The 24,649-nt window shown below is 70.6% G+C and carries 25 protein-coding genes and 1 pseudogene; 21 read left to right on the top strand and 5 right to left on the bottom strand.

Annotated elements, in window-relative coordinates; genetic code table 11:
* Positions 1-85 precede the first annotated feature (85 nt).
* On the top strand, positions 86-727 hold the full coding sequence (locus tag ABZ928_RS38445) for a TetR/AcrR family transcriptional regulator (RefSeq protein WP_361529263.1): 642 nt from the start codon (positions 86-88) through the stop codon (positions 725-727).
* Between the two features lie 124 nt (positions 728-851).
* Positions 852-1,274 (top strand): heme-binding protein, encoded by a 423-nt coding sequence (locus tag ABZ928_RS38440; RefSeq protein WP_361529260.1) that lies wholly within the window; start codon positions 852-854, stop codon positions 1,272-1,274.
* Here the strand turns inward: ABZ928_RS38440 and ABZ928_RS38435 are convergent.
* Positions 1,255-2,193, bottom strand: coding sequence for a LysR substrate-binding domain-containing protein (locus ABZ928_RS38435; protein WP_361529257.1), 939 nt, complete (start codon positions 2,191-2,193; stop codon positions 1,255-1,257). The genes ABZ928_RS38440 and ABZ928_RS38435 overlap by 20 nt on opposite strands.
* A 71-nt stretch (positions 2,194-2,264) precedes the next feature.
* Here ABZ928_RS38435 and ABZ928_RS38430 point away from each other — a divergent pair, with 71 nt between their 5' ends.
* From ABZ928_RS38430 to mftE, 8 genes are all read left to right on the top strand, one after another.
* The gene (locus tag ABZ928_RS38430) at positions 2,265-3,470 is read left to right on the top strand and encodes a thiolase family protein (protein ID WP_361529254.1); all 1,206 of its coding nucleotides are present in this window, start codon (positions 2,265-2,267) and stop codon (positions 3,468-3,470) included.
* Positions 3,467-4,162 (top strand): 3-oxoacid CoA-transferase subunit A, encoded by a 696-nt coding sequence (locus ABZ928_RS38425; RefSeq protein ID WP_361529251.1) that lies wholly within the window; start codon positions 3,467-3,469, stop codon positions 4,160-4,162. The genes ABZ928_RS38430 and ABZ928_RS38425 overlap by 4 nt, the downstream gene beginning before the upstream one ends.
* Complete coding sequence (locus ABZ928_RS38420; protein ID WP_361529248.1) at positions 4,159-4,812, top strand: 3-oxoacid CoA-transferase subunit B; 654 nt, start codon at positions 4,159-4,161, stop codon at positions 4,810-4,812. Before ABZ928_RS38425 ends, ABZ928_RS38420 begins: the two co-directional genes overlap by 4 nt.
* Before the next feature lie 203 nt (positions 4,813-5,015).
* Positions 5,016-5,153 (top strand): mycofactocin precursor MftA, encoded by a 138-nt coding sequence (gene mftA / locus ABZ928_RS38415; protein ID WP_361529245.1) that lies wholly within the window; start codon positions 5,016-5,018, stop codon positions 5,151-5,153.
* 10 nt (positions 5,154-5,163) lie between these two features.
* Positions 5,164-5,493: a mycofactocin biosynthesis chaperone MftB gene (mftB, locus tag ABZ928_RS38410; protein ID WP_361529242.1), complete on the top strand. Its 330-nt coding sequence runs from the start codon at positions 5,164-5,166 to the stop codon at positions 5,491-5,493.
* Positions 5,490-6,734 carry a mycofactocin radical SAM maturase gene (mftC, locus tag ABZ928_RS38405; protein WP_361529239.1) on the top strand — a complete coding sequence of 415 codons (1,245 nt, stop codon included), beginning with the start codon at positions 5,490-5,492 and terminating at the stop codon, positions 6,732-6,734. The genes mftB and mftC overlap by 4 nt, the downstream gene beginning before the upstream one ends.
* A complete protein-coding gene (gene mftD / locus ABZ928_RS38400) occupies positions 6,727-7,914 on the top strand; it encodes a pre-mycofactocin synthase MftD (protein WP_361529236.1) in 1,188 nt (395 codons plus the stop codon). Before mftC ends, mftD begins: the two co-directional genes overlap by 8 nt.
* Positions 7,915-7,926: 12 nt before the next feature.
* Positions 7,927-8,607, top strand: coding sequence for a mycofactocin biosynthesis peptidyl-dipeptidase MftE (gene mftE / locus ABZ928_RS38395; RefSeq protein WP_361529233.1), 681 nt, complete (start codon positions 7,927-7,929; stop codon positions 8,605-8,607).
* A 68-nt stretch (positions 8,608-8,675) separates the two neighbouring features.
* Here mftE and mftF read toward each other — a convergent pair whose 3' ends face one another.
* A complete protein-coding gene (gene mftF / locus ABZ928_RS38390) occupies positions 8,676-10,076 on the bottom strand; it encodes a mycofactocin biosynthesis glycosyltransferase MftF (protein ID WP_361529230.1) in 1,401 nt (466 codons plus the stop codon).
* 120 nt (positions 10,077-10,196) lie between these two features.
* Here mftF and mftG point away from each other — a divergent pair, with 120 nt between their 5' ends.
* On the top strand, positions 10,197-11,741 hold the full coding sequence (gene mftG, locus ABZ928_RS38385) for a mycofactocin system GMC family oxidoreductase MftG (RefSeq protein ID WP_361529227.1): 1,545 nt from the start codon (positions 10,197-10,199) through the stop codon (positions 11,739-11,741).
* A gap of 37 nt (positions 11,742-11,778) precedes the next feature.
* Here the strand turns inward: mftG and mftR are convergent, their stop codons facing one another.
* A complete protein-coding gene (mftR, locus tag ABZ928_RS38380) occupies positions 11,779-12,414 on the bottom strand; it encodes a mycofactocin system transcriptional regulator (protein WP_361529224.1) in 636 nt (211 codons plus the stop codon).
* A gap of 443 nt (positions 12,415-12,857) precedes the next feature.
* Here mftR and ABZ928_RS38375 point away from each other — a divergent pair, with 443 nt between their 5' ends.
* From ABZ928_RS38375 to ABZ928_RS38360, 4 genes are all read left to right on the top strand, one after another.
* Complete coding sequence (locus ABZ928_RS38375) at positions 12,858-14,273, top strand: family 2B encapsulin nanocompartment shell protein (RefSeq protein WP_361529221.1); 1,416 nt, start codon at positions 12,858-12,860, stop codon at positions 14,271-14,273.
* 78 nt (positions 14,274-14,351) lie between these two features.
* Positions 14,352-15,785 carry a family 2 encapsulin nanocompartment cargo protein terpene cyclase gene (locus ABZ928_RS38370; protein ID WP_361529218.1) on the top strand — a complete coding sequence of 478 codons (1,434 nt, stop codon included), beginning with the start codon at positions 14,352-14,354 and terminating at the stop codon, positions 15,783-15,785.
* A gap of 15 nt (positions 15,786-15,800) precedes the next feature.
* Positions 15,801-16,676 (top strand): geranyl diphosphate 2-C-methyltransferase, encoded by an 876-nt coding sequence (locus ABZ928_RS38365; RefSeq protein WP_361529215.1) that lies wholly within the window; start codon positions 15,801-15,803, stop codon positions 16,674-16,676.
* Between the two features lie 78 nt (positions 16,677-16,754).
* Complete coding sequence (locus tag ABZ928_RS38360) at positions 16,755-17,156, top strand: MmcQ/YjbR family DNA-binding protein (protein ID WP_361529212.1); 402 nt, start codon at positions 16,755-16,757, stop codon at positions 17,154-17,156.
* Between the two features lie 20 nt (positions 17,157-17,176).
* On the opposite strand, the gene ABZ928_RS38355 is transcribed toward ABZ928_RS38360, so the two are convergent.
* Positions 17,177-17,470, bottom strand: a complete 294-nt coding sequence (locus tag ABZ928_RS38355) for a DUF1330 domain-containing protein (protein ID WP_361529209.1) — start codon at positions 17,468-17,470, stop codon at positions 17,177-17,179.
* A 172-nt stretch (positions 17,471-17,642) separates the two neighbouring features.
* Here ABZ928_RS38355 and ABZ928_RS38350 point away from each other — a divergent pair, with 172 nt between their 5' ends.
* The 6 genes and pseudogenes from ABZ928_RS38350 to ABZ928_RS38325 all read left to right on the top strand — a co-directional run.
* Entirely contained in the window at positions 17,643-18,266 is a 624-nt protein-coding gene (locus tag ABZ928_RS38350; protein WP_361529206.1) for a response regulator transcription factor, read from the top strand.
* Between the two features lie 146 nt (positions 18,267-18,412).
* Positions 18,413-20,236: a S8 family serine peptidase gene (locus ABZ928_RS38345; RefSeq protein WP_361529203.1), complete on the top strand. Its 1,824-nt coding sequence runs from the start codon at positions 18,413-18,415 to the stop codon at positions 20,234-20,236.
* A 27-nt stretch (positions 20,237-20,263) separates the two neighbouring features.
* Positions 20,264-21,340, top strand: a complete 1,077-nt coding sequence (locus ABZ928_RS38340) for an MBL fold metallo-hydrolase (RefSeq protein WP_361529200.1) — start codon at positions 20,264-20,266, stop codon at positions 21,338-21,340.
* Complete coding sequence (locus ABZ928_RS38335) at positions 21,337-22,572, top strand: patatin-like phospholipase family protein (protein ID WP_361529198.1); 1,236 nt, start codon at positions 21,337-21,339, stop codon at positions 22,570-22,572. The genes ABZ928_RS38340 and ABZ928_RS38335 overlap by 4 nt, the downstream gene beginning before the upstream one ends.
* Before the next feature lie 197 nt (positions 22,573-22,769).
* Complete coding sequence (locus tag ABZ928_RS38330) at positions 22,770-23,219, top strand: hypothetical protein (RefSeq protein ID WP_361529195.1); 450 nt, start codon at positions 22,770-22,772, stop codon at positions 23,217-23,219.
* Positions 23,220-23,402: 183 nt separating this feature from the next.
* Positions 23,403-23,777, top strand: a pseudogene (locus ABZ928_RS38325) (dihydrofolate reductase family protein); the annotation flags it as partial.
* A gap of 18 nt (positions 23,778-23,795) precedes the next feature.
* Here ABZ928_RS38325 and ABZ928_RS38320 read toward each other — a convergent pair.
* Positions 23,796-24,584, bottom strand: coding sequence for a heparin lyase I family protein (locus ABZ928_RS38320; protein ID WP_361529192.1), 789 nt, complete (start codon positions 24,582-24,584; stop codon positions 23,796-23,798).
* Positions 24,585-24,649 lie beyond the last annotated feature (65 nt).

Here is a 24,649-nt window from a genome sequence, read left to right as displayed (position 1 = left end):
TTCAGGCCGCGTCAAGGGACCTGTTCACCGGTCGCCGGGCGGCAACGCCACCGGGCCGGATGCCGACGGTGTATAGGCTGGGACGGTGAGTACCGAACCGTCACTCGACCTGCCGCCGGCACAGCAGGCCCGCAGCCGACTGACCCAGATGCGGATCCTGGAGGCGGGCACGGCCCTCCTCGAAGAGGGCGGCACCGAGGCGCTCACTGTCGCGGCCGTCGCCTCCCGGGCGGGCGTCTCGGTCGGCAGCGTCTACCGGCGGTTCGGCGACAAGGACCGCCTGCTCGCGGCCCTGCAACACGACATGATCGAGCAGTTCAACGCCGACATCGTCCGCCGCTTCGCCCCGCTGAGCACGGAGCCGGCCGAGCTGATCGCCTCGGCGGTCACCGGACTCACCGACACCTACCAGGCGCACGAGCGGCTGATGCGCGTCTTCCTGGCCGCGGGCGCGACCGACCCGGCGGTGGCCCGGGTCGGGTCGGAGGCCGCCGTCGACGCGGGCCGCGAGTTCCGGCGATTCCTGGAGCCGGTCCTGCCGCTGATCGACACCCCGGACCCGGAGGTGCGGCTGGACGTCGTCTACCGCCTGATCTACGGCACCTGCCAGAACCGCGTGCTGTACGGCGATCTCTTCGAGTCCGACCGGCCGATGACATGGCGTCAGCTCACCGACGAGCTGGTGAGCGTCGCCCGCGTCTACCTGCTCGGCACTCCAGGGACGTAAGTCTGGTTCCAGGATGCGAATGCGAGCGTCTCTTCACATTCAGGGGCCGGCGGCGACATACTGGGCGGACGTCAACGGCGGACGGCCGACTGACCCTGCCGTCGCCACGGGAAGGAACCGCCCCATGCGAGAACCCCTCAGCTACGAGATCGCGCACGGCGCCGCACTCGCCGCCCTGGAAGCAGGAAGAGCCGAGGGCCACCAGGTGTGCGCGGTCGTGGTCAACCGAAGCGGCGTCACCAAGGTTCTCCTCAGCGACGACGGCGTCGGCCTCCTCGGCGTCGAGACCGCGCGGCGCAAGGCCTACACCTCCGCCGTGAGCGGGGTCCCCACCGCCAAGTTCGCGGCCTTCGCCGCCTCCCCGCAGATGCAGGTCGCTCCCCCGCACCTGGTCGACTCGAACCTGCTCCCGGTCGCGGGCGGAGTGCCGATCGTCACGGCCGACGGGGAGGTCATCGGCGCCATCGGCGTGGGCGGGGCGGACGACGTGACCGACGACCGCATCGCGCGGCAGGCCCGGGACGCCGTCACGAAGACCGTCGCGTAGGCGACACGACGCCCCCGGCCCCGGACGAGCGGGCCTCTCTCATCGTCGTCCGGATGATCCCCACCGTGCGTGCCAGATGCGGCTCGGCGCGGTCGGCGCGGTGGGCGACCGCCAGCTCCACCCGTGCGTCGGCCCCGGCCAGTGGCAGGTAGGACACGCCGTCGAGCGCCAGTGCGGTGACCGGCTCCGGTACGACGGCGAGGCCGAGACCGCCCGCCACGAGCGTGACGAGGGTCGAGGTCTCGCCGACCTCGTGGCGGATGCGCGGCTCGATGCCGGCCTCGCGCAGCAGGCCCAGCACCACGTCGTACATCACCGAGCGGCGGTCGGCGGAGTGCACGATCAGGTCGGTACCGGCGAGGTCCGTGACCCGCAGCCGTTTCCGGCGCGAGAGGGGATGGTCGACCGGTACGGCGACGACGAGACGGTCGCGGCGCAAGGTGTGCACGGTGAGGGAGAGATCGGCCGCCGGCGGGCGCAGCAGGGCGACGTCGATGGCGCCGGTGCGCAGCGCCTCGACCTGGTCGGGTGCGAGCATCTCGCCGCGGAAGGAGAAGTCGACGCCCGGGAGTTCCTCCGTGAGCCGGCGCGAGAGCGCGGGCAGGAGGCTGTAGGTCACCGAGCCGACGCACCCGATGGCGAGCCGGCCCACCGAGCCGGCCGCGACGAGCCGCGCGTGGTGGGCGGCCTCGTCGACGTCGGCGAGGATCGCGCGCGCCCGCTCCAGGTAGGCCCGGCCCGCCTCGGTCAGGTCGACCCGGCGGGTGGTGCGGTGCAGCAGTTCGACGCCGAGTTCCGTCTCCAGCTGGCGGATCTGCTGGGACAGCGGCGGCTGTGCCATGTGCAGCCGCTCGGCGGCGCGGCCGAAGTGGCGCTCCTCGGCCACCGCCACGAAGTACCGCAGGTGCCGCAGATCCATATCTCGTCCATATCAATCGGCCCTCATATGCGTACTTCAGAATATCGCGGCGCAGCTTTAGCGTCGTTGCCATGAGCGCTTTCCTCTATGCCGCGACCCGGACACCGTTCGGCCGCTTCAACGGCGCGCTGGCCGGCGTCCGCCCCGACGACCTCGCCGCCGCCGCGATCACCTCGACACTCGCGACGGTCCCGGACCTCGACCCCAGCGCCATCGACGACGTGGTGTGGGGCAACGCCAACGGCGCCGGAGAGGAGAACCGCAACGTCGGCCGCATGGCGGCGCTGCTCGCCGGCCTCCCGGTGAGCGTGCCCGGCACCACGGTCAACCGCCTGTGCGGCTCCAGCCTGGACGCGGCGATGACGGCGAGTCGGACCATCGAGTCCGGCGACGCGGAGGTGGTGCTGACCGGTGGCGTGGAGTCGATGACGCGGGCGCCCTGGGTGCTGCCCAAGTCGCCGAAGCCGTTCCCCGTCGGCGATGTCACCGCGGTCTCCACCACGCTCGGCTGGCGGCTGGTCAACCCGCGCATGCCGAAGGAGTGGACGGTCAGCCTCGGCGAGGCCAACGAGCAGCTCCAGGAGCGCTTCGGCATCTCCCGCGAGCGGCAGGACGAGTTCGCCGCCCGCTCCCACCAACTCGCCCACGCCGCCTGGGAGTCGGGCTTCTACGACGATCTGGTGGCGCCGGTCGACGGCGTCGACCTGACCCGCGACGAGGGCATCCGGCCCGGATCGACACCGCAGACGCTGGCCGGGCTCAAGCCCGTCTTCCGTACCCCGGAACAGGGCGGCACCATCACCGCGGGCAACGCCAGCCCGCTCAACGACGGTGCCTCCGCGGTGCTGTTGGGCAGCGAGCGGGCGGCGGCCACGATCGGGGCCGACCCGATCGCCCGTATCGCCGGCCGGGGTGTGATGGCACTTGAGCCGCAGGCCTTCGGCTACGCCCCCGTCGAGGCCGCGAACCGGGCGCTGGCCCGGGCCGGGATCGGCTGGGACCAGGTGGGCGCGGTCGAGCTCAACGAGGCCTTCGCCGTGCAGTCGCTCGCCTGCGTCGACGCCTGGAAGATCGACCCCGCGCTCGTCAACCAGAAGGGCGGCGCCATCGCGATCGGCCACCCGCTCGGCGCCTCGGGCGGCCGCGTCCTCGGCACGCTGGCCAAGGTGCTGCGCGAGACACGGCAGCGCTACGGCGTCGCCGCGATCTGCATCGGCGTCGGCCAGGGCCTGGCCGTCGTACTGGAGAACTGCGACGCCACGGAGGCGGGCCGATGAGCCGGGCGGAGGTGACGGAGAGCGCGGATGCCGCCGTCGCCGGGATCGAGGACGGATCCACCGTCCTGGTCGGCGGATTCGGGCTGGCCGGGATGCCGTTCGACCTGATCGACGCGCTCATCCGGCAGGGCGCGAAGGACCTCACGATCGTGTCCAACAACGCCGGCAACGGCGACGTGGGACTGGCCGCGCTGCTGGCCGCGGGCCGGGTGCGCAAGGTGCTCTGCTCCTTTCCCCGCCAGGCCGACTCCTGGGTCTTCGACGGCCTCTACCGCGCGGGGAAGATCGAGCTGGAGGTGGTGCCGCAGGGCAACCTCGCCGAGCGGATGCGCGCGGCGGGGGCCGGCATCGGCGCCTTCTATTGCCCGACCGCGGTCGGCACACCGCTGGCCGAGGGCAAGGAGGTACGCGAGATCGACGGCCGCAGGTACGTGCTGGAGTACCCCATCAAGGGTGACTACGCGCTGATCGGCGCCCACGTCGCGGACACCCTGGGCAACCTCGTCTACCGCAAGACCGCCCGCAACTTCGGCCCCGTCATGGCCACGGCCGCGACGACGACCATCGTCCAGGTCGAGCAGGTCGTCGAGGCCGGCAAGCTCGACCCCGAGGCGGTCGTCACCCCGTCCATCTACGTCGACCGGATCGTCCAGGTGACGGCCCGCCACTACACCGTGCAGGGGGCACGATGACCACCGCGTACACCGAACACCGTCTCTCGATGGACGAGTTGGCCGCCGTCATCGCCCGCGACATCCCGGCCGGCTCCTTCGTCAACCTCGGCATCGGACAGCCCACCAAGATCGCCGACCATCTGCCGGCCGACTCCGGGGTGGTGCTGCACACCGAGAACGGCATGCTCAACATGGGCCCCAAGGCCGAAGGCGACGCCATCGACCCCGACCTCACCAACGCCGGCAAGGTCCCGGTCACCGAACTCCCGGGAGCGGCCTACTTCCACCACGCCGACTCCTTCGCCATGATGCGCGGCGGGCACCTCGACGTCTGCGTCCTCGGCGCCTACCAGGTCGCCTTCGACGGCGACCTCGCCAACTGGCACACCGGCAAACCCGACGACATCCCCGCCGTCGGCGGCGCCATGGACCTCGCCATCGGCGCCAAGGACGTCTACGTGATGATGACCCTCTTCACCCGCACCGGCGAGCCCAAGCTCGTGCCGCGCTGCACCTACCCGCTCACCGGCGTCGGCTGCGTCAGCCGCGTCTACACCGACCACGGCGTCTTCGACGTCGGCGCGGAGGGCGTTCGGATCCGGGAGACGTACGGCATCGGCGCCGCCGAACTCGCCGAGCGCCTCGGCATCAGCCCGCGCCGGCCCTGACGCTCACCGACACCCAGGACAATCGACGCCCCGGCGACATCGACGCCGGGGCTCTGTCCATCTGAGCAACGCCCGCACGACACCTTCCTTTCGGCACCAGGTGCCATTACGGTGAGCCGCAGTCAGGTTTCGACACTTGGTGCCAATATCGTCCGGCTCTCTGGCCAGCGCCCTCCTCCCTCTCCCGTCGAAGGAGACCTCTCGTGCCCGACACCGCCCAGACCCCCACCCCCGTCCCCCTCCCCTCCCCCACCGACGAGCAGCCGACCGAACAGGACCTGATCGAGGAGGACCTGCTGGTCGAGGAGGTGTCCATCGATGGAATGTGCGGCGTCTACTGAGGCCGGGACGATGCCCGCCGCAACGCCCGCCGCCCCCTTCGACCTCGACGCCGCCTGGGACATCCACCCGCAAGTGGCCGTGCGGCCCGAGCGGTTCGGCGCCCTGCTCTATCACTTCGGCACCCGGCGGCTGTCGTTCCTCAAGGACCGGCGCCTGCTGCACGTGGTGCGGACGCTGGCGGACCGGTCGAGCGCCACGGAAGCCTGCCGGGCCGCCGGCATCGCATCGGCCGAACTCCCCCGGTTCGGCGCCGCGTTGGCCACGCTGGCGGCCTCGCAGATGATCGTCCTTCGACCGGCGCCCGACCATGACGGGACCCAGGGCAAGGAGACGCCATGACGGTCGCACCCCCCGAACCGGGGCGCGCCACGACGCCCGCCAACCGCCTGGTGGACCACTTCCAGCACGGCCTCGACGCACCCATCTGCCTGACGTGGGAACTCACCTACGCCTGCAACCTGGCCTGCGTGCACTGTCTGTCCAGCTCCGGCCGCCGGGATCCGCGCGAGCTGAGCACCGCCGAGTGCAAGGCGGTGATCGACGAGCTGGAACGCATGCAGGTCTTCTACGTCAACATCGGCGGCGGGGAGCCGACGGTGCGCTCCGACTTCTTCGAGCTGGTCGACTACGCCACCGCCCACCGCGTCGGCGTGAAGTTCTCCACCAACGGCGTGAGGATCACTCCCGCGGTCGCGCGCAGACTCGCCGCCTCCGACTACGTCGACGTACAGCTGTCCCTGGACGGCGCGACCGCCGAGGTCAACGACGCGGTGCGCGGCGCCGGTTCGTACGCCACCGCGCTGCGCGCGATGGACCACCTCGCCGACGCCGGCTTCCGCGGCTTCAAGATCTCCGTGGTCGCCACCCGCCACAACATCCCCCAGCTGGACGCCTTCCAGGCGCTCGCCGACCGCTACGACGCCCAGCTGCGGCTCACCCGCCTGCGGCCCTCGGGCCGCGGCGCCGATGTCTGGCACGAGCTGCACCCGACCCCCGCACAGCAGCGGGAGCTCTACCACTGGCTGACCGACCGCGGAGAGCGCGTACTGACCGGCGACTCCTTCTTCCATCTGTCCGCCTACGGCGACGCGCTGCCGGGGCTGAACCTCTGCGGCGCGGGACGCGTGGTGTGCCTGATCGACCCGGTCGGTGACGTTTACGCCTGCCCCTTCGCCATCCACGACGCGTTCCTGGCCGGCAATGTGCGCGATGCCGGCGGTTTCACCGACGTGTGGCGGCAGTCGCCGTTGTTCCAGGAACTGCGGCAGCCGCAGACCGGCGGCGCGTGCACCCGCTGCTCGGCCTACGACGCCTGCCGCGGCGGGTGCATGGCCGCGAAGTTCTTCACCGGCCTGCCGCTGGACGGGCCCGACCCCGAGTGCGTCAAGGGACACGGTGAGAGTGCCCTGGCCGCGATCGACCTGGCGGCGGTGCCGCGTCCCACCGGCGACCACTCGCACACCGGCCCGGTGCGCGCCGCCCCCGTATCCCTCGGCATGCCGGCGCTGCGCCGCCCGGACCGTATGTGCGACGAGAGTCCCCTCGCGGGACTGGACATCGAGGAGGCCCGCCATGGGTGACGGCGGCTGGTTCGAGACGGTGGCGGAGGCGCAGCGGCGGGCGAAGAAGCGGCTGCCGAAATCCGTGTACGCCGCGCTGCTCGCCGGTTCGGAGCACGGGGTGTCCTACCGGGACAACACCGAGGCGTTCGCTCAGCTCGGCTTCGCGCCCCACGTCGCCGGGCAATCCGCCAAGCGGGAGCTGTCCACGACGGTGATGGGCGAGCAGATCTCACTGCCGGTGATCATCTCCCCGACCGGAGTGCAGGCCGTGCACCCCGACGGCGAGGTGGCCGTCGCCCGTGCGGCGGCCGCGCGCGACACCGCCATGGGCCTCAGTTCCTTCGCGAGCAAGCCCGTCGAGGACGTCGTAGCGGCCAATCCGCGGACGTTCTTCCAGATGTACTGGATGGGCACCAAGGACTCGATGCTGCGGCACCTGGAGCGGGCCCGCGCCGCCGGGGCGAAGGGGCTGATCGTCACCCTCGACTGGTCCTTCTCCCACGGCCGGGACTGGGGCAGCCCCGTCATCCCGGAGCGACTGGACCTCAAGGCCATGGTCCGGTTCGCGCCCGAGGGGCTGGCCCGCCCGCACTGGCTGATGGACTTCGCCCGGACACGGCGACTGCCGGACCTGACGGTCCCCAACGTCGTCGGACGCGACGAGCGGCCGCCGACCTTCTTCGGCGCCTACGGGGAGTGGATGACCACTCCGCCCCCGTCCTGGCAGGACATCGCGTGGCTGCGCGCGCAGTGGGAGGGGCCGTTCCTCCTCAAGGGCATCTGCCGGGTGGACGACGCCCGCCGCGCTGTGGACGTCGGGGCCACCGCCCTGTCCGTGTCCAACCACGGCGGCAACAACCTCGACACCACTCCGGCCCCGATCCGCGCCCTGCCCGCGGTCGCCCAGGCCGTGGGCGACCAGATCGAGGTCCTCCTCGACGGAGGCGTCCGACGCGGCAGCGACGTGATCAAGGCGCTGGCCCTCGGAGCAAAAGCGGTCCTGATCGGCCGCGCCTACCTGTGGGGCCTGGCGGCGAACGGCCAGGCCGGGGTGGAGAACGTGCTGGACATCCTGCGCGGCGGGATGGACTCCGCCCTGCTCGGGCTGCGCCGCTCCTCCGTCCGCGAACTGACACCCGACGACGTCCTGGTCCCGCCGGGCTTCACCCGAACTCTCGGAGCCGACGCCTCCTCCTGAGAGGGCACCACGATGACCGACCTGGCCTCCCTGACCTGGCCGGAGGTCGCGCGCCGCACCGCCGACGGGCCCTTGCTGCTGGCCGTGCCGGTCGGCGCCACCGAACAGCACGGGCCGCACCTGCCGTTGTCCACCGACACCGACATCGCGGTGGCCCTGGCCGAGCGTCTGGCGCGTCGGCGGACCGGCGTCGTGGTGTCCCCACCGGTCGCTTTCGGTTCCAGCGGTGAGCACCAGGGCTTCGCCGGCACCCTGTCCATCGGGCAGGAGGCCGTGGAGCTGCTCCTCGTCGAGCTGGTGCGTTCCGCCAGTGCGAGCTTCCCCCGGATCGTGCTGGTCTCGGCGCACGGCGGGAACGCCGGGCCGGTGTCCCGGGCCGTCCGCAGATTGCGGGACGAGCAACGGGACGTCCTCGCCTGGTCTCCCCGCTGGGGCGGGGACGCGCACGCCGGACGGACCGAGACCTCCGTCATGCTGGCCCTGTCGCCCGACCGGGTCCGGCTGGAGCGGGCCGAGGCCGGAAACACGACGCCCGTCGCCCAGCTCATGCCGGCGCTGAGAGACGGCGGGCTGAAGCCCGTCACCGCCAACGGCGTGCTCGGCGACCCCACCGGCGCCGCCGCGGAAGAGGGCCACGCCCTGCTGCTCCACGCGACCGAGGACCTGGTCGCCTTCCTGTCCGACCGCCGTTGAGCAGCCGAAGAGCCGTGGCCGACGCCGACAGCATGGACCTGACCCGCGGCGGTCGGGAGCGCGCGGGTTCAGCCCCGCTCGCCGCCCCACCGCAACCGGGGCCGCAGCGCCCTGGTGGAACGCCCCTTGACGGCGGACCACCACACGCCACCGCCGTAGGCGATGTCGTCCAGCCTGCGCGCCAGGCCGTACCGGAGCGGATCGATGCCGGCGGGGTTGTTCCGGTACTCCAACGTGATGTCGGCGACGGCCGCCAGCGCCGTGGCCCGTCGTACGCGGCGCGACACCACGCACCCCGCGAGCGTGAGCGGCCACCAGTGCCGGGTCAGCAGCGCCGAGGTCTGGCTCAGCGCGCCCACCGCGCCCATGGCCGTCAGGGAGGAGGCCAGCCGCACGGGCTGTTGCGTCCCCCGGAGCCTTCTCGCGGTCCGCGCGGCAGTCATGGCGCAGACCGCGGCCGCCGCGGGGACGGACCATCGGCGTTGAGCGAGGAGCGCGAGCGCGAAGGCGGCGTTCCACGGGGCGAGTACGGCGGGAGCGATGAACTCGGGGTGCCTTTCGGCGAGCGGGTGGGCGCCCGTTCCGTAGACCGCCTTGCGCGTGAACCAGTCGTCGAAGCGGGTCCGGTGCTCGTGCGCGGCGTGTACGGCGGGCTCGTAGCGGATCCGCCAGCCGTTCTTGACGATGCGCCAGCCCAGGTCGACGTCCTCCCCCACCCTCATACGCTCGTCGAACCCTGCGGACAGCGCCTCCACGCGAGCCACCGTGCAGGCGGTGGAGGCCCAGGAGACCGAGGTGCCGGGGCGTACCTGGGCCGGGCGGGGGCCCAGATCGAGGGAGGAGCGGGCCTCTTCGTACCGCGCGATCCAGCTTCGTACAGCGGTGGGAAGGCCCGTGATGCGCGGGACGGCCATGGCGACCCGGGGGTCACTGAAGTGCTTGAGCAGCGTCGGAACGGTGTCGGCGGGCAGGACGACATCCGAGTCCACGAAGACCACGAACGGAGTCGTGACGAGTCGAAGACCGGCGTTGCGCGCACCGGCCGGACCGACGTTGACGTCCAGCGGCACGAAGCGCGCTCCGTGCCGGACGGCGACCGCCCGCACCGTCCCCGGTCGCCGGGAGGCGTCGTCGACGACGATCACCGGATGCTCGCCCCCCAGGCTGGTGAGGAGCCGGTCGAGCGCCCGGGCCCGGTCGCGCACGGGAACGACGAAGGTGCAGCGGGAGTCCTCGGGGGCGGACAGGACATCGGTGACCGGATGGGCCATGCCGGTGTCCAGCAGCCGCTCGGCGAGCAGTGCACCTGCCCGGTGGCGGACCTCGACGGTATGCCCGGTCAGCAGGTCCTGGGCGCGCCGGGTCAGGCGCATCAGCCGCACCGGAGACCCGCCGAGCAGGGCGCGGCCTCCGTCCAGCACCCGGGTGTCACGGTCGAGCCTGACCACGAACCCCTGAGGAAGCGTCACCGCTCCTCCTCTCCCCGATCCGGTAGCGCGACCTTAATGACACGCGGTGCCAAAAAGGAAGGGGTCGCTCATACGCTCATCCCTCTTGACGCACCCACACGCGAATCGAGGCTCGTCTTCGTGAACCGCCCTGATGTCATCGTGGTCGGCGCGGGAGCCGGCGGAGCGGCACTGGCCGCGCGACTGAGCGAGGAATCCGACCGCCGCGTGCTGCTGCTGGAGGCCGGGCAAGTCCCGCGCACGGTGTCGGAATTCCCTCCGGAGCTGCTGGACGCCCGGCTCGTTCCCGGTGCCGGCCCCGAGGGACCCTGGATGCAGCCCTACTCGGTACGACTGACTCCCGACACCCCGTACACCGTGGTCCGGGGGAAGATCCTCGGTGGCTCGACCACGGTGAACGGCGGCTACTTCATCCGGGCCAGGCACGGCGACTTCACCCGCTGGGCGGCGGCCGGCGGCGACGCGTGGACGTACGAACGGATGCTGCCCCTGCTCCGTCGCCTGGAGAACGACCACGACCATGGCGCCACCGCGGTGCACGGGAACCACGGCCCGATGGCCGTACGGCGGACGGATCTGCGCCATCCGGCGGCTGCCGCGTTCTGCTCGGCGGCGCGGGAAGCGGGTTGTCCCGAAGAGGGCGACAAGAACGCCCAGGACGCTCCCGGCTTCGGCGCGGTGCCGGTGAACTGTGCCGACGGACTCCGCATCAACACCGGCATCGGCTATCTCATCGGTGCTCTGCAACGCCCCAACCTTCGGGTGGAGGGGGATTCCGCCGTCCACGCCGTCACCGTCGACCGCGGCCGGGCGACCGGTGTGGTCGTCGAGCGGGCCGGCCGCCGCATCGTGATCGAGGCGGGCGAAGTCGTGCTGTGCGCCGGCGCCTTCGCCACTCCGCGCATCCTGCATCGTTCCGGCGTCGGCCCCGCCGCGGACCTGCGCCGATTCGGCATTCCCGTGGTCGTCGACAACGCCGCGGTCGGCACGCGCTTCAGCGATCACCCGCAGACGGTGCTGGAGTGGCTCCCCAGGCGGCCCATGCCCGCGCCCGTCGACTCATGGCTCGGCGCCGTACTGCACGCGTCCTCGACCGGCGGACCGCACCCCGGCGATCTCGAAGTCCTCCAGTCCCTCGTGCCCCTGTCCCGGCTCGTGACCGGACACACCGGTCTGTCCGAGGAACCGCTGGCGTTCTTCGTCTCCGTCCAGACCCCGGTCCGCAGCGGGCGCATCACCGTCAGGGCCTCCACGCACGGCCCCGTCTGGGAGACCCACTACGGCTTCCTCCGCACCGGCAAGGACCGGCGACGTATGCGCGAAGCCATCCGGGTGGCGGCATCCCTGACCTCCACCGCCGCCTTCCAGGAGGTGTCCGCAGACCTTCTGGGCCTGAACGCGAAGACGTTGGAGGACGACCAACTCCTCGACGGATGGATCCGCGATCGTCTCGGCACCTCGCAGCACACGTGCGGCACCGTCCCCATGGGGCCAACGGGCGATCCCCAGTCCGCCGTCGACCCCTACGGCAGGCTGCACGGACTGACCGGGCTGCGCGTCGCGGACACCTCGATCCTGCCGACCGCGCCCCTGCGCGGACCGGCCGCGACGGCGGTCCTCATCGGCGAGTTCGTGGCGGACGCGATGCGCCACTCCGCGCCCTGAGCCGGTTTGCGATCTCCGGGCGCCGGCGTCCCGCCCGTCATGACGCCGAAGATGTGCTCTTCCTGCCCACCGCCGAACCGAACCCGGTATCAAGCTGCGTGATCGCCTGGCGCAGCAGATCCGAGAGGTCCGCCTCGGCCACGGACAGCCACTGCTCGTAGGCGGTCACGGCCGCGGCCAGGACCGAGTGGCCGATGAGCTGCGGCAGCATGGCCGTCGGGGGCAGACCTGTGCGGCGGGACACGAAGTCCGCGACGATGGCCCGCCATGAGGCGTAGCGGAGGGTCGCGTCGGCCTGCAACGTCGGGACGCCGAGGATCAGCTCCATGCGCTGCGCGTGCCAGGGGACGTCGACCGGGTCGAAGCGGTTGAACTCGACGACGGCGTCGCACAACGCGTCCATCATCGGCACCCCGGGGTCCGCGCGTTCGAGCAGTCCCTTCAAACGAAGCAGGTGCTGCTCGAAATCGCCCCATACGAGGTCGCTCTTCGACGCGAAGTAACGGAAGAAGGTGCGGCGGCCGATGCGAGCCGCCGCGGCGATGTCGTCCACCGTGGTGTTGTCGAATCCCTGGCGGGCGAACAGATCGAAACCCAGCCGTTCCAGCTCGGCACGCGAGGTCGCCCGGGGCCGACCCGTGGCGGCCGCCTCGCCATCGAGCCGTGGCTTCACCGTTACTCCCCTTCCCGCGAGCGGAGCACAGCCGCCTCCGCGCTCGCAGCTCCCCGTCGACGTTATACCGTGCGCCGCCGAGGTGATGATTCGCTGACGGACGCCACTGTGCCACTGCGGCGGCGTACTGATGGCTTGATCATGCGCGACGCGATCAACGCGAGGAAACGTTCCACGTGGTGGACGGCCCGTGGGCTCCGGCCGGGCCCGCCCAGGGTGGCGCAATAGCGCTGAATGGTCCGATAAACCGTATCGGCATGATTGTCACCGCTTCGAAGGAAGCAGCCGGGCTCTCCCGGCGAAACGGCTCAACAGGCCATTACCGTCCTGCACGTGGAGGGATCACCGGAGTCTCCCGCCACCATCGCCGAGTCCTCCCTGTCCCTCGGCCGACGCGCATCTGTGCGCCGGCCGCCCGGCCACGCAAGGAGCAGCCCACCCCGATGACCGTGGACAGCAGCCCGGAAACCCAGGCCGCACCAGCCGTACCACAGCAGTCCCTGAGCACCTCCGCCGCACGCAACCTCACCACCACCACGAAGTCCGCCCCGCAGATGCAGGAGATCACCTCCCGCTGGCTGCTGCGGATGCTCCCCTGGGTCGAGACCAAGGGCGGCGCCTACCGGGTCAACCGGCGGCTGCGCCACACCGTCGGCGACGGGCGCGTCACGTTCGTGCAGGAGGGTGCCGCGGTCCGTGTGATCCCCCACGGACTCGGTGGACTGCCCCTGCTTCGGGGCTTCGAGGACCTGGACGCCCTCGCAGCGCTCGCCGAGCGCTGCGTACAGCGTGACTTCGACGCCGGCGAGGTCCTGGTCGAACGCGGCAGCCCGGCGGACCGGGTCCATCTCATCGCCCATGGCCGCGTCAGCCAGTCCGGTGAGGGAAAGTACGGCGGGGAGATCAGCCTCGGGGTGCTCGCGGACGGCGAACACTTCGGTGAGAACGCCCTCCTGGACCCCGACGCCCGCTACGAGCACACAGCCACCGCCGAGACATCCGGCACTCTTCTCACCCTCTCCCGGGCCGACTTCACCGCCGTACAGGACTCCGTGCCCGGTCTTCGGGGCCACATCGGCGAGTTCGGCTCCGCCGCGCGGCGACCGCAGAACAAGCACGGCGAGGCCGCGATCCCCCTGTCGGCCGGTCATGTCGGCGAGGTCGATGTGCCGAGCGCGTTCGTCGACTACGAGTTGAAGCCGCGGGAGTACGAACTCTCCGTCGCGCAAACCGTCTTGAGGATCCACACCCGGGTCGCCGACCTCTACAACGGGCCGATGAACCAGACCGAGGAGCAACTCCGGCTGACCATCGAGGCGTTGCGCGAGCGCCAGGAGTACGAGCTCGTCAACAACCGTGAGTTCGGGCTGCTGCACAACGCCGACTTCAAGCAACGCATCCAGCCCCACTCCGGCCCACCCACCCCGGACGACATGGACGACCTGCTCTGTCGCCGCCGCGGCACCAAGTTCTTCCTCGCCCACCCGAGGACGATCGCCGCGATCGGACGCGGCTTCAACGCCTACGGTCTCTACCCGGATCATGTCGATGTCGGCGGGCAGTCCGTCCCGGCCTGGCGCGGGGTGCCGATCCTGCCCTGCAACAAGATCCCGATCACCAAGGAGCAGACCAGCTCCATCATCGCCATGCGCACGGGCGAGAAGAACCAGGGGGTCATCGGCCTGCGGCAGACAGGACTGCCGGACGAGGTCGAGCCGGGGCTCTCGGCGCGCTTCATGGGCATCAACGAGCAGGCGGTCATGTCCTATCTCGTCAGCACGTACTACTCCGCGGCAGTGCTCCTGCCCGACGCGCTCGGCGTGATGGAGAACGTGCAGATCGCCCGCGTACGCGGCTGAGGGCACGCCGCGCGGACCGGGCCGACGTCCCCGTCCGCGCCGTACGAGCGCTCACCCCACCGCAACAAGGAGTAGCAGATGCCCGATCCGGCGTCCCTTGGATCAACCGTCCCTGAGCAGCGGTCCCGGCCGGCCACCGCCGTGCCGGACGTCCCCGCACCGGTGGTCCCCGATGTTCCGACCGCGGTGGCGGCCTTCGGCCTAGCGGCGGCAGCACATCCGGCGATCGCTCCCCCACCCCCGCCCCCTCCTCCCGTGCCCGCCGACGAGCCCGTCCCGCACCGGGTCCTGGGCGGACCGACCGGGCTGGGCACGGCCTCGCTGTCCCTCGCGGGCCGTGCGGATCCGACGAGCACAGCCGCGCCCGCATCGGTCGCCGCCCCGGAAGCGGCCGCGCCTCCCGCGCCCGCGGCCGACCTCGGCCTTCACAGGGTTCTGGGGGGACCCACCGGACTGGGGACGGCCTCCCTGTCGCTGGCCCACACTCCGCACCGGCTGCCGCCCGAACCCGCGCCCCCGGCACCGCCCGCCGAAGGGCAGGCCGTACCCGGCCTCTACCACCACCCCGTGCCGGAGCCCGATCCCCTACGGGTGGAGGAGGTGAGCCACCGGATCAAGCGCTGGGCCGAGGACGAGGTCCAGCTCTACCCCGAGGAGTGGGAGGGCGAGTTCGACGGCTTCTCCGTCGGGCGGTACATGGTCGGCTGCCACCCCGACGCCCCCACGGTCGATCATCTGATGATCGCCACCCGGCTGATGGTCGCGGAGAACGCCCTCGACGACTGCTACTGCGAGGACCACGGCGGCTCACCTGTCGGACTCGGCGGTCGCCTCCTCCTCGCCCACACCGCGCTCGATCCCCTCCACACCACCCCGGAGTACACGCCGGCGTGGCAGGAGTCGCTCGGCGCGGACCCCCCGCGGCGCGCCTATCGCAGTGCGATGGACTACTTCGTCCGCATGGCGAGCCCCTCGCAGACCGACCGCTACCGCCATGACATGGCCCGGCTGCATCTGGGCTACCTGGCCGAGGCCGCCTGGGCCGAGACCGACCACGTACCCGAGGTGTGGGAGTACCTGGCGATGCGCCAGTTCAACAACTTCCGCCCTTGCCCCACCATCACCGACACCATCGGAGGCTACGAGCTCCCAGCGGACCTGCACGCGCGGCCGGAGATGCAACGGGTCATCGCGCTGGCCGGGAACGCGACCACCATCGTCAACGACCTGTACTCCTACACCAAAGAACTCGCCAGTCCCGGCCGGCATCTGAACCTGCCGGTGGTGATCGCCGAGCGCGAGGAGCTCTCGGAACGCGACGCCTATCTCAAGGCGGTCGAGGTCCACAACGAGCTCATGCACGCCTTCGAGGCGGCGGCGGCCGACCTGGCAGCGGCCTGTCCGCTGCCCCCCGTGGTGCGCTTCCTCAAGGGCGTGGCCGCGTGGGTCGACGGCAACCACGACTGGCACCGCACCAACACCTACCGCTACAGCCTGCCCGCCTTCTGGTAAGGAACGGACACCTCTGTGACCACAGAAATCACCCCCACCGTCTCCGCGACGATCCCGGCCCCGGCGACCCCCTACCAGGGGGACATCGCCCGGTACTGGAACAACGAGGCGAGGCCGGTGAACCTGCGCCTCGGTGACGTGGACGGTCTCTACCACCACCACTACGGCATCGGCGACGTCAACCATGACGCTCTCGGCGACCCGGAGCACAGCGAGTACGAGAAGAAACTGATCGCGGAGCTGCACCGGCTCGAGTCCGCCCAGGCCGAGTTCCTCCTGGACCACCTCGGCCCCGTCACGCCCGACGACACCCTCGTCGACGCCGGCTGCGGGCGCGGCGGCTCCATGGTCATGGCGCACCAGCGCTTCGGCTGCAAGGTCGAGGGCGTCACCCTGTCCGCGACCCAGGCCGACTTCGGCAACGGACGGGCACGGGATCTGCGGATCCAGGACCAGGTGCGCTCCCGCGTGTGCAACATGCTCGACACGCCCTTCGAGAAGGGCAGCGTCACCGCCTCCTGGAACAACGAGTCGACCATGTACGTCGACCTCCACGACCTGTTCGCCGAGCACTCCCGCTTCCTGAAGGTGGGCGGCCGGTACGTGACCATCACCGGCTGCTGGAATCCCCGCTACGGCCAGCCGTCGAAGTGGGTCTCCCAGATCAACGCCCACTTCGAGTGCAACATCCACTCCCGCCGTGAGTATCTGCGGGCCATGGCCGACAACCGGCTCGTACCGCAGACCGTGATCGACCTGACGCCCGACACGCTGCCGTACTGGGAGCTTCGGGCCACGTCCTCGCTGGTCACCGGGATCGAGGAGGCGTTCATCGAGTCGTACCGCGACGGGTCCTTCCAGTACGTGCTGATCGCGGCCGACCGCGTCTGACGGCCGGCGTGCGTGGCGGCCCGGTGAGGGCCGCCACGTCCGGCTTGTCACGTCACCCGCGGTCGCTAGTGTCGACCCATGTCGAGTCCTGGAGACGTGCCGCCGGAGATCCTGAACCGGCTGCGGCCGATCTGCCGGCAGCTGCCCGAGTCGTACGAGGAACCGGCCTGGATCGGGGTGCGCTGGCGGATCCGTACGCGGACATTCGCCCATGTCTACGCGCCGGACGTGGAGCGCGCCCCGGCCTACGCCCCGTATGCGGCCGCGGATCGGGAACTGGTCGTGATGACGTTCCGGGTGCCCGTCGACGATCTGCTCGGCCTGACCGCCGGCGGGTTCCCGTTCTTCCGTGCCGGCTGGGGCCACAACGTCGTCGCCGCCGTGCTGGGTGACCACACCGACTGGACCGAGCTCACCGAACTTCTCACCGACAGCTACCGCGAGATGGCCCCGAAGTACCTCGCCGCCCGGGTCACCTGACCGCTCCGGCCGGACCTCGGTCAGTCGACGCCTTCGACGATGCGGAAGTCGCGCTCGACGCCGTCGGAGAGGACGGCCAGCGCCTCTTGGTAGGCCGGACTCTCGCGCGCCGCGACGGCCTGCTCGAAGCTGTCGAACTCGACCAGGACGGTGCGCTCGGCGATTCCGGCGTCATGTGCCACGACCCGGCCGCCGCGGACGACGGTCCGACCGCCCCCGGCCTCGACGGCCAGGCGGGCCAGCTTGTTGTAGGCAGCCAGCTTCTCCGGATCCGAAATGGTGCGGTAGACGCTGACCCAGTAGCCCTTGGGCATGGAACCTCCAGCACTGCTTCGATTTTCGAATCACTATGACGCTTCGAGAACCGAAGCGCAAGGAGTGGGTGCCGAAGTGCCTCGGCATGCCGGACCGCCCCGCGCGAACAACACTGGAGCTGGGAGGCCATGCCCGCACCCAGGGCGCCGGCCCGGGCGGAATGAGGCGCCGATGAGTGCGCAAGCGAGGCGTGTCGCCGTCGTGGGTGACTGTCCGCTCCTCAGCAGTGGTGTGGCCCATCTCGTCGACGGCGCCGATGGCCTCGCGTTCGCGTTCGCCGCCCGGTCCGCCGACGAGGCGGCGGGGGTTCTGCGGCGGGGTGACATCGTGCTCGTGGACCTTCAGCTGTCACCCGTGTGCCTGGCGGAAGTGGTGGGGCGGCTCGCCGCCGACGGGGGTTCGGTCCTGGTGCTGTGCTCCGCGCGGGACCACCACGCCGTGTCCACCCTGCGCGCCGGCGCCCGCGGTTGCGTCAGCCGTCACGCCGACGTGGGCGAGCTGCTGGCCGCGATCCGGCTCGTCGCCGACGGCCGCTCCTACGTCTCCGCGGAGCTCGCCGTACGGCCGGACACGGAGCCGTCGTGTCATGTCACGGATCGCGAGCGCCAGATCCTGGAGCTGGTCGCGCACGGTGAGACCGATCACGCCATCGCCGTACGGCTGGGCATCAGCGAGCACACCGTGCACTCGCATCTGGACCGTCTCCGCGACAAGATCGGCTCCCGGCGCCGGGCGGATCTGACCCGCTTCGCCCTCACCCACGACCTCATCCCCGCGGTCTCGTGGACGGGGTAACGCTGCCCCTGGCCGGTGTGGGTCCTTCTGCCCTGCTGCGCCCCCTCCCTCGCGCTCCACACTGAGGTCGGAGACCCTCGCCGTCCGACGCGGGCGGCTGGGAGACCGGCGTCCGCACCGGTACCTGATCGACGGCGATGACCCGGATGGAACGACAGAGACTCGAAGAACTCTTCTACGGGAAGGGACCCCGGCCCGTTCCCTGGGCGACGGACTGCCCCGTACGGTTCGACGCCCTGCTGGCCCTCGCCCATGTGCCCGAGGACGCCACGCAGCCACGGGAGGACCTGATCCTCGCCATCGACGAGGAACACGGCGTCCAGCAGATCCTGCAACGCTTCAGGAACCTGAACATGATGGGCGACTGCCAGCCGATCGCGTCCGGCAGCTTCATCGCGGCCAAGCTGACCCTGAGCGAGCTCGTCCAGACCGTGCTGCCGAAGACCAACCTCAACCGTGTCATCCGTGACGCGCACGATCTGGCGAACCGGCAGGGCCCCGCCGGCATCGTGGACGCGCTGCGCGACGACACCCCGGCGGAAGCGCGGCCCGGCGGGATTCCCGAGCGCGCCAGCGACGTTCACGACAACTCCGCGCGGCGGCAGGAGCGCACCCGGCACCAGCGGTGGTTCCTCAGACTGCTGAGCGCCATTGTCGCGGAGTCGTATCCGGCGCTGCGCGACAGACGGCCGTCGGGCAAGGTGGTCAGCTCGGAAGTGGCCCGGATTCTGACCGGTGTTCATCTGGAGCCGGCCGACACCGAGCCCCCCGCGGACCCGGCCGGGCATGGCGTCCTCGACCGCAGACAGCGGTATCCCATCCTCTCCGTGACGGCCAACCGACAGGCGTCCTCCGCGGTCGTACGCTCCCGGGCCACCATCAAGGCCGACGCCGCCGAGCAGGTCTTCTCCGTGAACTGCAGTTCCATAGGCTGGGCCGTGGTCGACAGCGGCATCGACGCCCGACACCCCGCCTTCTACGACTGGGACACCACGGCCACACCGGAACCGGTGCCGCGCCATTCCCGTATCCCCCGGGCCTTCAACTTCGTCGGCGTACGCAAGACGCTGTCCCTCGACGCGTTGAACGACGGACGCATCGACTGGCCCAAGGCCCTCCCGTTCGCCGAGATCGACCTCACCACGGTCCCCGCCACGGCACAGCCCTCCGAAGTCCCGCGCTACCAGTCGTACACCACCCCTCTCGACCCGCACGGCACCCATATCGCCGGGATCATCGGTGGCTGGTGGCCGCGTCCCGAGGAGGAGTTCCGCGGTATCTGTCCAAGGATCCAGCTGTACGACTTCCGGGTCCTCGGCGACGAGGGGACGGGAGACGAGTTCTCCATCGTGACAGCCCTTCAGGCCATCCGGTACATCAATGAACAGGCGGGCCGGTTCGTGATCGCCGGGGTCAACATCAGCCTCTCGGTGCCGCATGACGTGGCGAGCCACTCCACCGGCTGGACCCCGGTGTGCATCGAGTGCGACCGCCTGTCCCGCTCGGGTGTCGTGGTCGTCGCCGCGGCCGGGAACTCCGGATACGCGGGAGCCGTCCACACCTTGGGCCGCGACTACCGCGGTGCGAGCATCTCCGATCCCGGCAACGCCGATTCCGTCATCACGGTCGGCTCCACCCATCGCAGCAATCCGCACCGCCATGGCGTCAGTTACTTCTCCAGCCGGGGTCCCACCGGCGACGGCAGGCCCAAGCCCGATCTCCTGGCACCGGGCGAGGACATCGACGGGCCCATCCCCGATCAGGGCATCGCCGCCCTCCACGGCACCAGTCAGGCAGCGGCCCATGTGAGCGGAGCCGCCGCAATGCTGCTGGCACGCAACCGGGAACTGATCGGCCGCCCGGAGCGCGTCAAGCAGATCCTGTGCGCCACGGCGACGGATCTGGGCCGCGAACGCCACTACCAGGGATCCGGCCTGGTCGACGTCCTGCGCGCGATGCAGTCGGTGTGACACCCGAGCCCGGACAAGGAGCGCGCCATGTTCACCTTCGACTTCCTCAACGCCCGGCACGGCGATTCCTTCCTGGTCCGCTGGGGGACGGACGAGAGGGTCATGCTCGTCGACGGCGGCCCGAGCCAGGTCTACGAGACGTCCCTGCGCGACCGCCTCTCGCAGCTCCCTCCGGACGGCCGGGGCATCCCGCGGATCGACGTCGTCTGCCTCTCCCACGTCGACGACGACCACACCGTCGGACTGCTCAAGCTGCTCAGACAGATCGAGCACGCCAGGGACGACCAGGAACCCGACCCCTTCGCCGTGCGGAAGGTCTGGTTCAACTCCGTGGACGACCTGGTGGACCGCGAGGAACAGGGGCTGAGCGCCTCGGCCCAGGAGCTCGTCGACCGCGCGAGTGCGGAAAGCGGTGCCGTCAGGGCCAGTTACAACCAGGGACGAGCCCTGCGTGACGCGGCGGCCAAACTGGGCCTCGGCGGCAATCCGCTCTTCGACGGCCCGCTCATCACCGGCGGGGAGGCGACACTCGACCACCTGCACGTCACAGTGGTGGCCCCGGACGAGGCAGCGCTGGAAGAGCTGGCGGATCGCTGGCGCGAGGCCCGGCAACTCCAGGACCCGGGCGTCATCACCTCCTCCTACACGGACGGCTCCGTACCCAATCTCTCCAGCATCGTCCTGCTGCTCGAACATCACGGGCGGACCGCACTGCTCACCGGCGATGCCAGGGGCGATCGCATCCTCGCCGGGCTGCGCGACACCGGACTGCTCGACGGCACCGACCCGCTCCACGTCGACCTGCTCAAACTCCCCCACCACGGCAGCAATCGCAACGTGGAGAGCGACTTCTTCGACCACATCCACGCCGATCACTACGTGATCTCGGCCGACGGCGTGAAACACCACCACCCCAGCGAGGAAACCCTCCAGATGCTGGTCGCCTCACGGGCCCCCGACGACGAGTACACCATCCATCTGACGAACCGGATCGACTTCGCGAACGACACCCTCGGCGACCTCCAGGACAAGCGGAGCTTCACCGTCAGCGTCCGGCCGCCCGCGGACCTGGCCCAGGTCATAGAGATCGGTGAGCAGCCATGACCCCGTCCCACCCCGACACCCGCACCTGGGCGGTGGACTCACCCGACGTGGGCACCGGCCTGCGCGCCCGGCCCTGCGGTGACACTCTGCGCCCCGCACAACCTGCCCCCGCCGCCGCCCCGGTCGCCGTCACGCTCTCCGGAGGCGGCTTCCGCGCGACGCTCGCCGCCCTGGGCGTCCTGCGCTTCCTCTCCGACGCGAGGATGATGCCGGAGCTGAGATACGCATCGTCGGTGTCCGGAGGTTCGATAGCCAACGGCCTGCTCGCCACCCACTGGCCCGCCCTGAAACAGCGGGGCTTCACCACCACCGCCGTCGACGACCTCGTCATCGACCCGACGATCGGGAAGATCAGCTCCCACTCCCTCAAGAAGGCACTCCTACGGGGCCTTTGGCGCACCGCGGGCCCCTCGACCCGCACCGACCTCCTGGCCCGCCGTCTCGACGAGTGGTTCTTCGACGGCACCCAACTCTCCGACCTGGACCCCCAGGTCCGCTGGATCCTCAACGCAGCCAACCTCACGACCGGCACCCGATTCACCTTCGAACGCGACGTGTTCGGCGACTACACGATCGGCCTGGCGCCGACGGCCGGCACCAACCTGAAGCTGAGCGTCGCGGTCGCCGCCTCGGCCGCGGTACCGGGAGCCTTCCCTCCCCTGCTCCTCGACCACGAGGCCTTTCCCTGCGGAACCGGCACACCCGCCCTCCTCGACGGCGGCACCTACGACAACACCGGCTCGGAGGCCATCGACAGCGAGCACTACCGCGACGTCTTCCTGGTCATCCTCAACTCCGGCGGTCTGCTGCGCCCCGGCGCGTACGGGGGCCTGCCGATCGTCCGCGATCTGGCCCGCGCCAACTCCCTCCTCTACCGCCAAAGCACCGCGCTGCGCACACGCTTGACCGTCGAGCGCTTCCAGCGCGGTCACACCGTGGGCCCCGACGAACCCCTGCCGCCCGGCGCACGCAGAGGCGTCCTGATGGCCCTGGCCACCGACTTCCCCGACCACGGCTCCGGACAACTGGACAAGTGGCGGGACTCCTTCCCGGAACACCGCACCTACGACGGCCGCGACCTGTCCCTCGTACCGACGGTCTTCGACCGACTCCCGGAACCCCTGTGCCGTGCCCTGGTGTACCGCGGTTGGTGGCTCACGGGTGCGGCCCTGGCGACGTACCACCCGCATCGCCTGCCCGACGTCACATCGCTGAATCCCCCGCCACGGTGATGGGCCCCGCGCCCCCGGAAGGCAAGGCGTTTCGAAGATCTTCGAAAAGTTGGCGCAGCACGTCGCCCGAGTCCTACGTTGAGGCCCTCGCACGCGAGGACGCTGAACTCCCGGTGATGACCGCCGACTACTGGACCGGCCCAAACCCGATACGCAGAACGCGAGTTGACGGCAACCTCGATCGAGGGGGATTCCTCATGCAACCACGCACATTGACCGCGGCACTGTTCGCAGCGGCGGCCATCGCGACCTCGACAGTGGGGCTCAACGGCACCGCCGCCGCCCACACCGACAGCACCGGCATCCTCACCTCCGAGGCAGCCCGGCAACCGTCACTGACGGCGGCCCAGATGAAGAACGCCGTCACCCTCCAAGCCGCCGGGCCCAGTTCGGCCGCCGACTCGCTGAACTGCGCCTACTACTACGTGTGCGGCAAGGGCGCCAACGGCAACAGGTTCGACTACACCACGTGCAACACGACGTACACCCTCCCCAACCTCGTCGGCTGGGGCTCCCTCCACAACAACCAGACGCCGGGCACCAGGGCTCACTTCTACGACGCCAACGGCGCCTGGATGTTCTCCAGCGACGCCCCCGAGAGGAACGACGTGTACTGGACCCCGGTCTGGTACGTCATCGCCTGCTGAGCCACCGGCCCGGAGAACGACGGACTCAATGATGCCGGCCGCCGGGCCGGTTGGGAGGTGCGTCGGTCTGCCGCGAGGATCGGGCCGGGCCGCGGTCACGGAGACTCCGCGCGAGGTGCGCTCCGACGGCGATCGGTACGAGGACCTGGGCGAGCCGCGAGAAGCGCAACCAGATGTCCGGGCAGCGGTGTGGACGATCCGGTGACCACCACGATGAAGAACCTGCCGACCACGGTGGTGTCGACGACCCTCCACGGCCCCTTCGACTGGCCCGACGTCACCGTGGTCGCCGGCGACGCCGTCGAGGTCGTGGCCCGGCTCAAGAGGGAGTCCCAGGTGCCGCTGCGCTCGCACGGCAGCCTGGCGATGAACCGGGCGCTGATGGCCGCCGGCCTCGTCGACCGCGTCCAGCTCACGATCTTTCCCGTGATCTCCGGACGGACCGGGGCGGACCCGGTGTTCGGGGGCGCGGCCGACTTCGATCTCGAACTCATCGAGCGGCGGACTCTCGACGGCCACACCCAGGAACTCGTCTACCGGCCCACGCTGCACACCTGAGCCGAGCGGGGCGGTCTGTCAGACGAGTTGGTAGCCGCGCATGTTGGTGAGCAGCAGGTAGCAGTTCTGCAGGGAGCCCGAAGTGTCGCCCAGGGAGCGGTAGATGCCCCACTTGGGGCGCACCCGGTCGGCGAGGAAGGTGTCGATGCCGGTGCGGGACTTGTCGAGGACGGTGGTGGAACCGTTCTTGAGGATCCAGCGCAGGGAGCCCGCCGAACCGTTGCCGATCTTGATCTGGAAGTCGACGTCGATCCAGCGGTCCTGGAGCGGTTCCAGATCGGTGCGGCCGATCAGGATGTCGTCGGTGAACTGCTTGAGCTCGATGGTCTGGACGCCGTTCACGCGGCGCAGCGACTGGACGACGATGGGCGAGGAGCCGGTGCCGGGCTGTTTCATCTGCATGATGTGGGTGAAGCTCGTGGTCGCTTTCAGGGAGCTCGGGATGTACATCGAGTAGGTCAGACGCCACGTCTGGCCTTCGGTCCACTTGAGGTAGTTGGCGCCGCTGCCGTTGCGCAGTCCGGTGACTTCGTGGCGCTGGCGGTCGGTGGAGGTGTCGCGGTCGACGGTGTGCATGGTGAAGCGCCAGTTGTCGCCGGTGGCGTAGATGTGCGGGGCGGCGGAGGGGTGGGAGCCGGCGCGGTCGTCCTCGACGGTCTCGAAGGCGCCGAGTCCGTCGCCGCTCGCCGAGGGGGACCATTTCAGCTGCCAGCCGGCGGCGTGTGCGGTGGTGGCGGGCAGGCCGACCGTCGCGGCGGCCGCGCCGGCGAGTGTGCAGCCGAGGAGCTTCCTTCGCGTGGTGCTCATGAGCCTTCACCTCGTCGTGAGTGGGGGTGGAGGTGCCGTGGAAGTGCCGGGAGGCGCGGCGGAAA

The sequence above is a fragment of the Streptomyces sp. NPDC046909 genome (assembly GCF_040644695.1).
In the GTDB taxonomy this organism is placed as follows: Bacteria; Actinomycetota; Actinomycetes; order Streptomycetales; family Streptomycetaceae; genus Streptomyces.
Note: the sequence above shows the minus strand (reverse complement) of the source record. Positions and strands in the feature narration are given on the sequence as shown.

What these genes read in the sequence shown, in the direction of transcription:
- ABZ928_RS38440 (WP_361529260.1), top strand. Translation starts at nt 852, where the DNA reads ATGCGAGAACCCCTCAGCTACGAGATCGCGCACGGCGCCGCACTCGCC.
- ABZ928_RS38435 (WP_361529257.1), bottom strand. Translation starts at nt 2,193, where the DNA reads ATGGATCTGCGGCACCTGCGGTACTTCGTGGCGGTGGCCGAGGAGCGC.
- ABZ928_RS38430 (WP_361529254.1), top strand. Translation starts at nt 2,265, where the DNA reads ATGAGCGCTTTCCTCTATGCCGCGACCCGGACACCGTTCGGCCGCTTC.
- ABZ928_RS38425 (WP_361529251.1), top strand. Translation starts at nt 3,467, where the DNA reads ATGAGCCGGGCGGAGGTGACGGAGAGCGCGGATGCCGCCGTCGCCGGG.
- ABZ928_RS38420 (WP_361529248.1), top strand. Translation starts at nt 4,159, where the DNA reads ATGACCACCGCGTACACCGAACACCGTCTCTCGATGGACGAGTTGGCC.
- mftB (WP_361529242.1), top strand. Translation starts at nt 5,164, where the DNA reads ATGCCCGCCGCAACGCCCGCCGCCCCCTTCGACCTCGACGCCGCCTGG.
- mftC (WP_361529239.1), top strand. Translation starts at nt 5,490, where the DNA reads ATGACGGTCGCACCCCCCGAACCGGGGCGCGCCACGACGCCCGCCAAC.
- mftD (WP_361529236.1), top strand. Translation starts at nt 6,727, where the DNA reads ATGGGTGACGGCGGCTGGTTCGAGACGGTGGCGGAGGCGCAGCGGCGG.
- mftE (WP_361529233.1), top strand. Translation starts at nt 7,927, where the DNA reads ATGACCGACCTGGCCTCCCTGACCTGGCCGGAGGTCGCGCGCCGCACC.
- ABZ928_RS38375 (WP_361529221.1), top strand. Translation starts at nt 12,858, where the DNA reads ATGACCGTGGACAGCAGCCCGGAAACCCAGGCCGCACCAGCCGTACCA.
- ABZ928_RS38370 (WP_361529218.1), top strand. Translation starts at nt 14,352, where the DNA reads ATGCCCGATCCGGCGTCCCTTGGATCAACCGTCCCTGAGCAGCGGTCC.
- ABZ928_RS38360 (WP_361529212.1), top strand. Translation starts at nt 16,755, where the DNA reads ATGTCGAGTCCTGGAGACGTGCCGCCGGAGATCCTGAACCGGCTGCGG.
- ABZ928_RS38355 (WP_361529209.1), bottom strand. Translation starts at nt 17,470, where the DNA reads ATGCCCAAGGGCTACTGGGTCAGCGTCTACCGCACCATTTCGGATCCG.
- ABZ928_RS38350 (WP_361529206.1), top strand. Translation starts at nt 17,643, where the DNA reads ATGAGTGCGCAAGCGAGGCGTGTCGCCGTCGTGGGTGACTGTCCGCTC.
- ABZ928_RS38345 (WP_361529203.1), top strand. Translation starts at nt 18,413, where the DNA reads ATGGAACGACAGAGACTCGAAGAACTCTTCTACGGGAAGGGACCCCGG.
- ABZ928_RS38340 (WP_361529200.1), top strand. Translation starts at nt 20,264, where the DNA reads ATGTTCACCTTCGACTTCCTCAACGCCCGGCACGGCGATTCCTTCCTG.
- ABZ928_RS38335 (WP_361529198.1), top strand. Translation starts at nt 21,337, where the DNA reads ATGACCCCGTCCCACCCCGACACCCGCACCTGGGCGGTGGACTCACCC.
- ABZ928_RS38330 (WP_361529195.1), top strand. Translation starts at nt 22,770, where the DNA reads ATGCAACCACGCACATTGACCGCGGCACTGTTCGCAGCGGCGGCCATC.
- ABZ928_RS38320 (WP_361529192.1), bottom strand. Translation starts at nt 24,584, where the DNA reads ATGAGCACCACGCGAAGGAAGCTCCTCGGCTGCACACTCGCCGGCGCG.